General features: G+C 33.4%; 13 protein-coding genes. 8 read left to right on the top strand and 5 right to left on the bottom strand.

The features are described 5' to 3' along the window. Nucleotides 1–334 precede the first annotated feature (334 nt). Nucleotides 335–1,463 (bottom strand): IS3 family transposase gene (locus tag MHI39_RS15490; RefSeq protein WP_152984831.1). Its coding sequence is split into 2 segments (ribosomal slippage): nt 335–1,198 and nt 1,200–1,463, totalling 1,128 coding nucleotides; the frame shifts between segments, so codons are not numbered across the junction. Between the two features lie 605 nt (nt 1,464–2,068). On the opposite strand from MHI39_RS15490, the gene MHI39_RS15485 reads away from it, so the two are divergent. Both MHI39_RS15485 and MHI39_RS15480 read left to right on the top strand, forming a co-directional pair. Beyond that, entirely contained in the window at nt 2,069–2,350 is a 282-nt protein-coding gene (locus MHI39_RS15485) for a hypothetical protein (protein ID WP_251337817.1), read from the top strand. A gap of 482 nt (nt 2,351–2,832) precedes the next feature. Then, nucleotides 2,833–2,991, top strand: a complete 159-nt coding sequence (locus MHI39_RS15480) for a hypothetical protein (protein ID WP_342539654.1) — start codon at nt 2,833–2,835, stop codon at nt 2,989–2,991. A gap of 307 nt (nt 2,992–3,298) precedes the next feature. Here MHI39_RS15480 and MHI39_RS15475 read toward each other — a convergent pair whose 3' ends face one another. Next, the gene (locus tag MHI39_RS15475; RefSeq protein ID WP_342539653.1) at nt 3,299–3,580 is read right to left on the bottom strand and encodes a hypothetical protein; all 282 of its coding nucleotides are present in this window, start codon (nt 3,578–3,580) and stop codon (nt 3,299–3,301) included. 292 nt (nt 3,581–3,872) lie between these two features. Between MHI39_RS15475 and MHI39_RS15470 the strand changes: the two genes are divergently transcribed. Then, entirely contained in the window at nt 3,873–4,121 is a 249-nt protein-coding gene (locus MHI39_RS15470) for a hypothetical protein (protein ID WP_212941747.1), read from the top strand. Nucleotides 4,122–4,659: 538 nt separating this feature from the next. Here MHI39_RS15470 and MHI39_RS15465 read toward each other — a convergent pair. Continuing rightward, complete coding sequence (locus MHI39_RS15465; protein WP_058006540.1) at nt 4,660–5,007, bottom strand: hypothetical protein; 348 nt, start codon at nt 5,005–5,007, stop codon at nt 4,660–4,662. A gap of 1,347 nt (nt 5,008–6,354) precedes the next feature. Here MHI39_RS15465 and MHI39_RS15460 point away from each other — a divergent pair. Next, nucleotides 6,355–7,483, top strand: a protein-coding gene (locus MHI39_RS15460; RefSeq protein ID WP_152984831.1) for an IS3 family transposase whose coding sequence is annotated in 2 segments (ribosomal slippage) — nt 6,355–6,618 and nt 6,620–7,483 — 1,128 coding nt in all. Because the reading frame shifts where the segments join, the coding sequence is not laid out codon by codon here. A 559-nt stretch (nt 7,484–8,042) separates the two neighbouring features. On the opposite strand, the gene MHI39_RS15455 is transcribed toward MHI39_RS15460, so the two are convergent. Next, on the bottom strand, nt 8,043–8,186 hold the full coding sequence (locus MHI39_RS15455) for an aspartyl-phosphate phosphatase Spo0E family protein (protein ID WP_079991169.1): 144 nt from the start codon (nt 8,184–8,186) through the stop codon (nt 8,043–8,045). A gap of 705 nt (nt 8,187–8,891) precedes the next feature. Here MHI39_RS15455 and MHI39_RS15450 point away from each other — a divergent pair. Next, nucleotides 8,892–9,098 (top strand): DUF4177 domain-containing protein, encoded by a 207-nt coding sequence (locus MHI39_RS15450; RefSeq protein WP_071975450.1) that lies wholly within the window; start codon nt 8,892–8,894, stop codon nt 9,096–9,098. A 60-nt stretch (nt 9,099–9,158) separates the two neighbouring features. On the opposite strand, the gene MHI39_RS15445 is transcribed toward MHI39_RS15450, so the two are convergent. Continuing rightward, a protein-coding gene (locus MHI39_RS15445) for an IS3 family transposase (RefSeq protein WP_139254896.1) occupies nt 9,159–10,483 on the bottom strand; the annotation gives its coding sequence in 2 pieces (ribosomal slippage) (nt 9,159–10,105 and nt 10,105–10,483; 1,326 coding nt in all). A gap of 252 nt (nt 10,484–10,735) precedes the next feature. Here MHI39_RS15445 and MHI39_RS15440 point away from each other — a divergent pair. The 3 genes from MHI39_RS15440 (at nt 10,736) to MHI39_RS15430 (ending at nt 12,676) form a co-directional block, all read left to right on the top strand. Next, nucleotides 10,736–11,413 (top strand): N-acetylmuramoyl-L-alanine amidase, encoded by a 678-nt coding sequence (locus tag MHI39_RS15440; RefSeq protein ID WP_342539646.1) that lies wholly within the window; start codon nt 10,736–10,738, stop codon nt 11,411–11,413. A gap of 183 nt (nt 11,414–11,596) precedes the next feature. After that, the gene (locus MHI39_RS15435) at nt 11,597–12,025 is read left to right on the top strand and encodes an effector binding domain-containing protein (protein WP_342539644.1); all 429 of its coding nucleotides are present in this window, start codon (nt 11,597–11,599) and stop codon (nt 12,023–12,025) included. Between the two features lie 69 nt (nt 12,026–12,094). Beyond that, the gene (locus tag MHI39_RS15430) at nt 12,095–12,676 is read left to right on the top strand and encodes a copper amine oxidase N-terminal domain-containing protein (RefSeq protein ID WP_180212981.1); all 582 of its coding nucleotides are present in this window, start codon (nt 12,095–12,097) and stop codon (nt 12,674–12,676) included. The last annotated feature ends 114 nt before the right edge of the window (nt 12,677–12,790 follow it).

Raw genomic sequence — 12,790 nt, 5'->3', positions numbered from 1 at the left:
TTATTTGTTATACTATCCAAATTCATATGTTTGAATAATGAAAACTATAGAAAAAAATTAACAAATAAATGGTGCATATGGAGGAAACTGTAAAGTGGACCCCTTCGTCAAGACACTAATTTAAATTTTTTAAGGTGGGTCAGAATCCATTATGGATATCTGCTTTATAGGAGCTAGAGGTGCTCACTGGGGCTAGGGGGGTGGTAGGTGCACATTTTTTTGCGAGTGATTCATCCTACTCTATTTTTCCTTCTCAGGGGAGGTTCTGTCAAGGGCGAGCGGAGCGAGGGCTAGCCATACCCTTGACAGGTTCTTCCCTGAGAAGTATCATCCCTTATGGATGAATCACTCCGAGGCCATAAACGGAGGCGGGGGGTTTATAGCCAATCGATTGGTGAGGGCGTTCATAGTTATAGAAGTGGATAAAATTGTTAATCTCTTTCCTTGCTTCTCTTGGACTCTCGTAATCTTTTAAGTAAACCTCCTCATATTTAATCGTTCTCCATAACCTCTCTGTAACAATATTATCAAGGGCTCTTCCTTTGCCGTCCATGCTAATTCGGATGTCCTTATCCAGCAGTAATCCGGTATATTGGGGACTGGTAAAATGGCTACCCTGATCACTATTTAAGATCTCTGGCTGTCCTACCGACAGAGCCCGTTTCACTGCCTCCAAGACAAAGTCAATCTCTAGTGTTTGGTCTAGCTCCCAGCTAACGACAAAGCGAGAATACCAGTCTATCAGAGCTACAAGATACATCCAGCCTCGTTGGAGGCGAATGTAGGTAATATCGATTCCCCAGACGTGGTTAGGGTGGCTAATGGCCAAATTTCTAAGAAGATACGGATAGATCCGGTGCTCAAGATTGCGTTTACTAAGGTTAGGGCCGGGAGAAATCCCTGCAATGCCCATTTCCCGCATATGACGTTGTACAGCCTTGCGATTAATATTTATTCCATTGTTGTTTAGAACAACAGTAATTCGCCTAGACCCAAAATAGGGATGCTTGGTATAAATTTCATCAATCTTGTGCTTGATAAATATTTCCTCAGGAGAAGGCTCGACTGGCTTATAATACAAGCTAGTACGATTGAGCCCAAGCAGCTGAGCCTGGGTAGTGATTGGCAGCTCTTTATCATCCCAATCAATCATTTGAATACGCTCGGCCCTACTCCTTGATTCCAGATTTTTTTTTAAGCCACGACAATTGCGTGGTTAAACGGCCAACCTCAGCGTAGAGGTTTTCAATTTGATTTTCATATTCCGCCTTCATTTGATCCGCTTTTTTATTTTCTTTAGCGAAGATCGAAGGCATTTGATCAAGAAATGCATTCCTCCATTGTCTAATTTGATTGACGTGAATTCCATGAGATGAAGCGATTTCATTCATGGTCTTTTCTTCCTTTAGGACCTCTAGCACGATTTGAGCTTTAAACTCTGGTGTGTATCGATTTCTTTTCATAAACCTACTTTAACATCTCCTCATTTCGTGTCTAGTTTCTTGGGTCCATTATACTGTTTCTTTCAACAGGAATATATTAAATAACAACCCAAAATTAATATGAGGTGGATGTACAGTGGATACAAAAAATTACTTTTTATTCTTAGGTAGGTTTGGTGTGCAAATACCTGTAAGTAATCCTATTTATTATTAGTAATCAATAGAAATTTGCATGGAACTATTACTTTTTTTAATTAATGTGTTCTGCATGCAAAAAAATAAATGTAAGCAGTTGATGGTTATTAAAGGCGAGGTTGATCTTCTGGAAAATTGATTGACAATAATGGACAAATAATTATTTATCCTAAACAGTATAAAGGAAATGGAAGGTAAATGATGGACTGCATTGTATGAATACCTTGTCAAGGGTTACAAGAACAAACTTTAAAAACTTATTTATATATAAAACTGTCAAACAAAAAATAACCCACTTTAATTGACAACTTTTTAAGTCGCATTACACACATCCAATTGTGTAGTAATTGTTTATGTTATATTGTAGTTTCAAAAAATTGGATATTGTGATAAAATATTTGTATATTCTGACATTGGAGGGATAAATAAATATGAAGGCAAAAGAGATGCTATTATCCATTGTTTTAAATCTTTTCTTAGGTTACTTATGGATATTATTCACTGACCATATTGTGAGCAAAGTAAATTTGATCAATAACACTTTCATCATTGGTGGATTGATTTTATTAATTGGAACCTTATTATTTTTAGAAATTGCCCAACGAATTACACCATTTAACAAGTACAAATTTACTCACCCTGTTAAGTTAGTGGGAAATGCATCTTTTGTGTTAATTTTAGTCTTTCATTTTCTCGTGTTTAATATAATCTAAACAGTAAATACAAGATATATTATTAACTTATATTAATGTTTGTTTTCGTATGCAAAAACACCCATTTCTTTACGAGTGGGGCATATTTTTTTATCTTATAAGATATTTTTCCGTTTTATATAACATCTGAACTTGTTCAGTAAAAATTACACTTCCTTCATATTGACCTTTGCATTCCAACCTCTTTGCTACCATGTTCTCTTTTAGATTAATTAAATATCATTTTAATTAATATCGATGTTTAAAATCAGAGCATTCACACTAGTATATTTTAAACCACATAGTTGTCGCCATTAAATCATTTTCGCGTTTTCCACTATTATTTGATTTTGTTTCCAATGTTATTTTACATTGGAATTACTCATGGGACAATGAGTCGATGATAATCTACATTATGATATAGAAAGTAGCTGATTGCGTGAATTTACGAAAACTAGATGTATGGCAACCAGTAAACAATTTAGAAAAAGGAAATATATAAGATGACTAATTCAGACTTCATAGAATGGTTTGATCAATTAGGATGGTTGGGAAGTAATGATATTTCAAATGTAGAACATCATGTTTATATTTATAATAATGGTGTATTTGAGGTTATCAGTGATTATGAACCAAAGTTTATTATTAAAAATATGGTATAGAAATAGATGAACAAAGGAAAGTCATTAAAAGCTAACTTACCTAGGTTTATCATTGTAAATTTGATTTGATTAACCCTTATACCTTCTCATTTATCTTAGAGTGATGAATCGTAACGCGTATAAAGTTAGGAAGCAATATGTCGAAAAGAAATATATCAATCTAATGAGGAGATGTAACCATGGGTTGATTTTTATGACCTCTGTCTTTGTAACAGGACATATATTAGTTGGAAACTTGCTTGTCTCAAACAGAGTAAGTAAAAAACAGTACCACTTATGGTACTGTGTCTAGAATGCATAAAACAATTTAACCGATACAAGATACTTGAACTGCTTGTCCGGCACGTAAGTTAAATGTTGCAACCCGAAAGTCGAATCTGTTTCCGCATCCAATTCTAATAGTAATAGGGCCAGACTGACAAGTAATATCTATAAATTGTCCTCTTTGCAATAAAACTGGAAAGGTGATAAGTGGGAATGCACCACAGACGAAGGTGAAAACTTGGTTATTCATAATCTGCATTCTAGCATTTTTAGTAAGGTTCTTATTCATGTCATCCAGATTAAATAACCTTTGATTATTATCCATGATTAGCTCCTTTCTTCTAAGATTACAATATTAAATGCTTGTTTTAGAAATTTTGTTCGGGCATGTACGTTTTTAATATTCTTTGATTAAGATGAAAGGATGATTGATTTATTAAGTAGGTTCTTTAAGCAAAGAAGAATTGTTTTACTCTCAAGATAATAATGGTAAATGATGTCCATCCTCCAAAATATGGGGTGGACAAATCAACTTAATGGAGATAAAAAATGTTTTGCTTGTGTAGAGGGATTTTTCTCCTTTTGTCGAATTAATTTTGGAAAAGGAGGTTGCAGACATGTATGATTCCTGCTATACATCTGATAAAACAGAAGCATTTCTTTTTGCTAAACTAATTAGCAAATTACGTTATGTTGAAAATGTTAAAGTGGATGCTACGAAAAAAACAGAATATTATGTTGGTTTTAAAATTACTACTGATTCTCCAGAAGTATATAAGGAAATTGCCAACCTTGTTAAAGAAAATAATTTATTGAGCATTAACTTTTACGGTGAAGATTGGATTCAAGCATTTAATACAAATTGATTAAAAAGCAAAGAAGCTTTTTTATATACAAATTGCTAAGAATCAGTAAAGCCTTGAACCAATCAAGGCTTTTTTCGTATTTTGATCATGTATGAAATATTTAACAAATACGGATTAATTACTTAATTGACTGTAGTAAAATTAAAATAGTCATGGCCATTCTTAAATCATTTGTTGGAAATTAATTTATAAGGATTAAATAACGATTTAAAATAATGGATTGATTACAAAAAAAGTATTGGCTCTGCCTTCGCTAAATTCCATAGTAGTTGCTACCCTCACTAATGAAAATTTTAACTAATAATTATTAACGAGATTTATAATAACCTTAATCATTCTATTAAAGTTTTTATTAAGTAAATATAAATCCTTTTTTAGGAACTCGTGTAGTTGGTACATATACAACCTTTTATATGTTAATAATGTTATTGGAAAATTACAGTCCTTCATTATTCGATTTAATTATTTTGTTTCTAAAAAAGAATAACTATTTCATTATTAAAAAAAGAATCCTTTAAAGGATTCTTTTATGTTTTTATTATGATAGTTTCCAAGCAGGAATTAATGAGTGAAATTTAAAAAAGAAACTCATGATAATGTGGATGATGGTGTAAATAACTAGTGTTGTCAAATAAGTAAACAACCAATCCAATGGAGGTACATTTAAAAATACAAATAGTAATAGCATACCGATAGGAAAAGGCATAAATATAATTAACCACATTGGTGATTTCATTTTCTCGGTAATAGCACCTACTAATACTACCGTAGTACCTATAATTAGAGCTTTCCAAATCGATAAACCATAACTATGTAAGACGCTTGCAATGAAGTAAGATAAAGCCGTAAGTAAGATGGCTATAAGGAATTGAATGAAATATTTCATAAATATCACAACCTTTTTGTAGAGTAAATTTATAAAGTATTCTACTATTCTATTAAAATAAAGTGTGTAATATTGTGTGAATTTTATTGTTCATTCTAAAGATGGTAATTATCTTATGAGCTACTTCGATATATCTAGTATTAATAGAATATAAAGTAAAGACGAGAGGATATAAATATTGACACTTATAATTAATGTAGATGGGTGTTAGATAAAATAATAAGATTGGACAAAAGTCCTTTACAACAGAGCAGTGCCTCTGACGGGATTCGAACCCGCACTCCTTTCGTAAGCATAGGCTAAGGGCAACACGCTTCCCTACGGAATTTCACCGGCAGGAATTTCACCTGCCTTAGCTAATTTGCTTTTCGGTGCTTCTGAAACCTTTGCCTTGCGACCCGGTGGTAACAATTGTTTTCCGGCGCTCTTCCCTTCTATAGCTACAGAGGCATTTAAAGAATTATATGTCAAAAAATAGTAAATATCAATATAAAATAACTTGAAATCAGATTTTAGTTATAAACACCTAGAACCAATCAACGAAGTTACATTTGATTAATTTTTTTATTAATTACACCCCTAGTCAACAAGCATTACAATCTTTCTTCCTAAAAAAACTAAAAATTCATTTCCTATTTATGTATTATTTAGGCACTTAATTGTTAAGGAAAGTTTCAACAAACAACTATCAATTGAAGACCGCTACATCTTTTATTTCACTTTATGAGCAAATAAAGTTTGCTCAAAGTATACGTCACGAAAAGTTATAAAATATCAAATTCGTTTTTTATTTAAAATGCATGTTTTAGTTGGCATAGTTGTATAAAACGCTTCTGTGTTTGAATATTTCCTTATTCAATTATCATTTTTATCCTTTATCAATATCGGGCAAGTTGAAGACTCACTTTTAGTAAACGAAATATTGATTATAATTTTAACCCTTTTATTGATCAGATAGTCTGTACCGAAAGTAAAGAAAATCATTTTATATATTAAAGGAGGGATGGAAAGTAATTAAATTATTTTTAGATCAGGGAGTTGGTAGCAGTAATTTTCGATGTAGGAGGATAGAAGAAATGTTTATCTGATGTTGGAACTCCCACAACGAACTATTAATTTACCGTTCATAGTGAAGTAATGAAACTTAATCAATTATCGGATAGGAATAAACGCTAAGTATTCTCCATGTATTAAACAAATTCAATATGCCGGATCTATAAGCAAAAAAGTGGATTTGAAAATTAAGTTGTTATTGTAGCAAAAATGAAGAATTAATATTAGATACCTTATGGATTATAATGGACCCAAGAAACTAGACACGAAATGAGGAGATGTTAAAGTAGGTTTATGAAAAGAAATCGATACACACCAGAGTTTAAAGCTCAAATCGTGCTAGAGGTCCTAAAGGAAGAAAAGACCATGAATGAAATCGCTTCATCTCATGGAATTCACGTCAATCAAATTAGACAATGGAGGAATGCATTTCTTGATCAAATGCCTTCGATCTTCGCTAAAGAAAATAAAAAAGCGGATCAAATGAAGGCGGAATATGAAAATCAAATTGAAAACCTCTACGCTGAGGTTGGCCGTTTAACCACGCAATTGTCGTGGCTTAAAAAAAAATCTGGAATCAAGGAGTAGGGCCGAGCGTATTCAAATGATTGATTGGGATGATAAAGAGCTGCCAATCACTACCCAGGCTCAGCTGCTTGGGCTCAATCGTACTAGCTTGTATTATAAGCCAGTCGAGCCTTCTCCTGAGGAAATATTTATCAAGCACAAGATTGATGAAATTTATACCAAGCATCCCTATTTTGGGTCTAGGCGAATTACTGTTGTTCTAAACAACAATGGAATAAATATTAATCGCAAGGCTGTACAACGTCATATGCGGGAAATGGGCATTGCAGGGATTTCTCCCGGCCCTAACCTTAGTAAACGCAATCTTGAGCACCGGATCTATCCGTATCTTCTTAGAAATTTGGCCATTAGCCACCCTAACCACGTCTGGGGAATCGATATTACCTACATTCGCCTCCAACGAGGCTGGATGTATCTTGTAGCTCTGATAGACTGGTATTCTCGCTTTGTCGTTAGCTGGGAGCTAGACCAAACACTAGAGATTGACTTTGTCTTGGAGGCAGTGAAACGGGCTCTGTCGGTAGGACAGCCAGAGATCTTAAATAGTGATCAGGGTAGCCATTTTACCAGTCCCCAATATACCGGATTACTGCTGGATAAGGACATCCGAATTAGCATGGACGGCAAAGGAAGAGCCCTTGATAATATTGTTACAGAGAGGTTATGGAGAACGATTAAATATGAGGAGGTTTACTTAAAAGATTACGAGAGTCCAAGAGAAGCAAGGAAAGAGATTAACAATTTTATCCACTTCTATAACTATGAACGCCCTCACCAATCGATTGGCTATAAACCCCCCGCCTCCGTTTATGGCCTCGGAGTGATTCATCCATAAGGGATGATACTTCTCAGGGAAGAACCTGTCAAGGGTATGGCTAGCCCTCGCTCCGCTCGCCCTTGACAGAACCTCCCCTGAGAAGGAAAAATAGAGTAGGATGAATCACTCGCAAAAAAATGTGCACCTACCACCCCCCTAGCCCCAGTGAGCACCTCTAGCTCCTATAAAGCAGATATCCATAATGGATTCTGACCCACCTTAAAAAATTTAAATTAGTGTCTTGACGAAGGGGTCCACTTTAGATTAAATAACATGAGGGTACCTAATTAACATAAAAAAAGGCTTGGAAGCAGGTGCATCATAAGGAGAAAAAGAGGAAAATTAAAATAAATTATGTGACAACCCAAACAAAAAACAACAGAAACTAATAATTTATTTTGAGGAGTATTCTTCAGGTAAACTTCGGATGGTTTTGGGTATTTGATTGTCGGCCAAAATACTTCGCCCCATCAATGAAATTTTAAGCCCATCTCTTTAGAGGTGGGCTTAAAATTAGTTAATTATCTTTATTTTTAATGATGTTTTATTTGCTTACATCTCGTTTAGTAATTATGATTTATCTTTGTTTTAATTCTAAATTCAATAATTGATCTAACTCTTGACTAAGTTTTATAGAATAAGAATCATTTAGACCATACTGGATCGCATATTCAATTAATTTACTACGAAGTTTTTCAATTTCATGTAATAATGATGACAATTTACCTCATCTTTAAGTATTTTGAATTAGAGATAATTATTCCATAAGTTTACCTTTTTGTCTACTAAATGGATTAAATATATGCAGCACAGATGCTTCATAGTAATGAACTAATTATACATACATGAGGTAAATCTAATGTCTAATTACAATTAGATGAAGTTTTTTGGGAGTTGAATTCGTATTTTTCTTAACAAAGTTAGAATATATGTTTACTCTAATGTTTCATCATCTAGAGATTAGAATATGACAACTTATTTTATTCATATTTTAATAAAAAGTCAGTGGGATGTGATACATATGTTTACTACAAATAAAGTCGTTTTTTGTTCAATTAAAGGATCGACAATTAAAAGGTATATTCTTATAGATATGTTAATCGGATCAGGGGTATATTACATAATATATTTCATTTCTTCCAGCTTCTTATTGGGTATGACAGGGAGTTACATAGGAACAGAAGCAATGAAAGGAATTCACAAATTAATTCTTTCAATGAGGGGCAGGTCACACTAATTATGATTTTGTAAATAATTCACAAATGTATTTTTACGTAAAAAAGTTGTCCTACATAAATAATTTTGTTTGAACAAATACTATGAATAGTTTTCCAATAGATCATTTATACAAAAATAATAAATCATATTATCAAAAGTAAATAACCTTTCAATAAATAAATGAACCTATAAGAGTGTGGTGAAAAATATGAAGGAGTTTGAATATAAAGTATTTACTTTCAACAATCAAACTTTTACTAATAATGATATTACATTATCAGCAGATCTTGATAAATTAGGGGGAGAAAGTTGGGAGTTAGTATCAGCATTGCCGATTATTGATGGAAATAGTGATGGAAATGGAAAATCAGTCTTTACAGATGAAATAAAATTTATTTTTAAAAGAGAAAAATAATTTTTGATGCATGAACTGCGCCCTAAATTTCGGACAGTTTAATAAAAGTAACCCTGCTATTTAAGCAGCGATTAGATGACTTCGGTATTCTGCCGGAGTCATCTTTTTTAAATTCCATTGTCTTCTTGATGCATTATAGAAAATCATATATTGATTAACTAATTGTTTTAGTTCTTCAAATGTATGAACTTCTTTATAGTCCATTTCATCTTTCATATGTCCAAAGAAGGATTCCATTGGTGCATTATCGATACAGTTCCCTCTACGTGACATAGATTGTTTCAAATTCATCTGTTTCACCCTTTTTTGAAATTCTGGATGCGTGTAATGGAAACCTTGATCAGAGTGTATCATGGCTTCTGGATGTATATTATTCCCTAATTTCTCTTCTAATTTTGCTAGAGTATTGTAAACAATCGACATTTTCAATGTTTGTGATAATTCATATGCCACTATTTCACGTGTAGCGACATCCTTAACACAGGATAGATAGGCTGTTTTTCCTCGATACTTTAAATAGGTAATGTCAGTTAAAAATACTTTTTCCGGCTCGTCTTGTGTAAATTCACGGTTTAATCTATTTGGTAATGTCTTATGTTCTTGAGTAGCTTTTGCAATATTTTTATATGGGTTTGCACGTCGCACTTTCGCAAAGAAATTATACTTGCGCATTAGACGGCGTATTTTCTTTGGGTTCATTGGGTTTTCAAGTAATTCACATACTTTCATATAAAGTCCACGATAGCCAACTTTCCCTTTGAATGCATCATAGATGCACTTTAAAAAGAGATAATCCTCATAATCATTGTTCTCTCGAATGGCATGTTTTTCAGTATTCCGCAGCCATGCATAATAACCACTGCGACTAACATGTGCGACAGTACATAGCTCAGAGACACTATTGATTAGTTGATATTTACGAATTACTTCATTGATGACTGCGTATTTTTCATGTGGAGCTACTTGTGTTTCTTCGCCTTCCTTTCGAGTTCCTCTAGCTTTTTTAGTAATTCAATTTCAGCTTCGAGATAACGAATACGAGCCTCTGCTTTTTCTAGCTTCTTATCAGCGGATAACTCACTAGTTGTTGGTCTTCCCGTACTTCCTTTTCCTCGACGTTCTTCCAAAAAACCATTTTCTCCATATTGATTAAAAGTATTTCTCCAACGCTTCAAAGCTGATTTAGCTTTTTTAGGGCCAATCATTTCAAGATCAAACCCATTTTCTATAAAGATTTGAGTAGGTCCTTTCCCAGCTAAGTTCTCATTTACTGCTTTAATTTTAAATTCAGGTGTATATTGAATCGCTCGGTCAGATACTGAAGCAACATTGGGATTGGCTTCTAATAGTTGACGTTGATGTTCATTAAAATAGATTTTACTCATAAGATAACTCCCGTTCAAATTAATTATGTTAAGTATAACGGGCTTTTCCCATAGAAAAAACCCCGAATAGGGCACTTTTTTTTAAGTGTCTACTATTCGGGGTTCAGTTCAGCATCCATCATGGGTGCTTTTTTTGAGTGAAATATTATAAATAAAATAATGATTTGTATTTATTTTAATCTTTTTGACTAATAGCCTTTCCGAATAATGATATATCGGAATATTGTATTAAAGAGGAGTTGATAAATTAAAATGATCATACATCAAAAATTTATCCCTGCTTCTAATACATTTACACGACCAGGTATTAAAATGAAACCGGAATATATCACCATTCATGAAACCGATAACACTAGCAGAGGGGCTGATGATGAAGCCCATGCTAATTTACAATATAGAGGGAATTCGAGGCAGGCTTCATGGCATTTCACTGTTGATGATGACTCTATTTACCAATCACTACCAACAAACGAGGTTGGTTGGCATGCTGGAGATGGTAATGGGGATGGCAATATGAAGTCAATTGCTATCGAAATTTGTGTGAATAGTGATGGGAAATTTATTAAGGCAGTAGAAAACGCAGTGTGGTTAACCAGAAAGCTGATGAATGATCATAATATTCCTGTTTCAAAGGTCGTTCAACATCATCATTGGTCAGGAAAGAATTGTCCTCGTAATCTAAGGAGTGGAGCCAAAGGGATTGAATGGAAAGATTTTATCACGATGGTGAAAGCAGATATTAAAAAGGAGGACGTAAAAGTGCCAGAAAAAGAAAACTTAAAGAAACACTGGGCAAGTAAAGCAATTCAAAAGGCGATAGATAAAAAAATAATGACGGGTTATTCAGACGGAACGTGGAAGCCAGATCAACCATTAACTAGAGCAGAGTTTGTAACAGTATTAGATAATCTAGGTTTATTGGATAATTAAAAATTGTCCTTCTCCTTTTCTGGGAGAAGGATTTTCTAATTATTTGATAATGATGGACTATTAAGAAAATTGATGATAAATTAATATTTCAACAATGTTTTAAACAAGCGTAAGATTATTTATGAGATTAGAAAACTGGAACGGGGGGACGAAGTGAAGATTATTATAAAAGATCTTGCTTAATTGAAGCTAGTAGGGTATAGGGTATTATGTGAAGCAGAACAATACATAATCGAAATTCCTCAAGCTACAAGGCGACTATTTGAACAGATCAAAGATATTACAACGGTTGTTGATCCATTTCAGCTTTATGGAGCGTTTGTTGTAGATAATGAAACGAAGGATGAGGATGGCTATTGGGTATGTGTTGAAGTATCAGATTATAAAGATATACCAACAGAAATGGTCGCATTAACCATTCCAAGACAAAGCTATGCTGTAGTGAGGCATAAGGGAAAGAATAGTCTTATTGGAGAATCCTACAATCAGTTACATAAGTGGATTGAAGAAAACGGTTATAAAAGGTTAAAGAATAAATGGCATTTGGAAAAATATCATAGCTGGGAAGATGTTGACAATATAGATGTAGAATTACTTGATACGATTGAATAAATAAATACAGTATTAATATCGATAAAAAGTTATTGACTAAGAGTAACAGATTAAAAGGAGAGTAAAAAAGTGAGAAAAAAAGGTTTAATAGCTTTACTAACTACTATTTTGATTTGTATCCCATTTTCAATAAACGTGAGTGCTAGTCCTGGCAGATTGGATGGCAATGGTGGGCATACATGTAGAACAAATTGTGCAAAATATGGATTGAAGACTGGGCAATATCATTATCACAATTCAGATGGCTCCATTTCATTATCAAAACAAACTGCTAAACGAGTGTCGAAACCCTCGGCCACTCCTGCATTAGTAGTGTATATAAATGGTGTTAAACAATCCTATGATCAATCACCAGTTATCGAAAATGGGAGAACATTGGTACCTTTAAGGGGGATATTTGAAAGTCTAGGAGCAAATGTTCAATGGGATCAAAAGAATCAAGTAGTTACCGCTATAAAAACAAATACAAAAATTGTTTTAAAAATTGGTGCTAAGTCCCCAACAGTAAATGGAAAAGTATCGCAAATCGATGTTCCTGCAAAGGTGAGGAATGGAAGAACGCTTGTCCCTTTACGATTTGTTGGAGAAGCCCTCGGAGCAACTGTTGATTACAATTCATCAAAGCGAACAATAAGAATTACTTCTAAATAGAAAATATGAATTCATCAAAATGAAAAAGTCATTCCTAATAAAATGTAATATTAGAATGGCTTTTTTTAATAGTAGTTGTATTTTTGTTGGCTGAATTTGATAGAACTTTATTAT

The sequence above is a fragment of the Heyndrickxia sp. FSL K6-6286 genome, from assembly GCF_038630395.1.
Lineage (GTDB): Bacteria > Bacillota > Bacilli > Bacillales > Bacillaceae_C > Heyndrickxia > Heyndrickxia oleronia.
Note: the sequence above shows the minus strand (reverse complement) of the source record. Positions and strands in the feature narration are given on the sequence as shown.